The 302-nt window shown below is 47.4% G+C and carries 1 protein-coding gene; it reads left to right on the forward strand.

All coding sequences use genetic code 11. The features are described 5' to 3' along the window. Positions 1-302, forward strand: a 302-nt coding sequence (locus tag CAN34_RS14340; RefSeq protein WP_165767667.1) for a hypothetical protein, incomplete at both ends; no start/stop codon positions are given.

Consider the following 302-nt stretch of genomic DNA (forward strand, 5'->3'; position numbering starts at 1 on the left):
AGCAATCATCAATCATCAACCAGTGGCCAAGGGATTAATCTGGCAAGCGATCATAGCTTGCAAATCACTGGTGAGTCTGGCGTACTGCTCTCCACTTTCGGTATCAGACACAACCAGACCGAGCATGAGTCAGCGTGGGTCAATGATGCAGGACAAAGACAGCTAAAACTGGGCACTGAGCTAAGTGAAACGCTTCTCGATGCCAAGCAGGCGCACTTGCAATCCACGGCAGCCATGAAGAGTGCTAATGACTCATTAACAGCATTTAAAAGCAGCGCACAAATTATTGATGAAACCTTGAA

This window comes from Psychrobacter sp. DAB_AL32B, assembly GCF_002224105.1.
In the GTDB taxonomy this organism is placed as follows: domain Bacteria; phylum Pseudomonadota; class Gammaproteobacteria; order Pseudomonadales; family Moraxellaceae; genus Psychrobacter.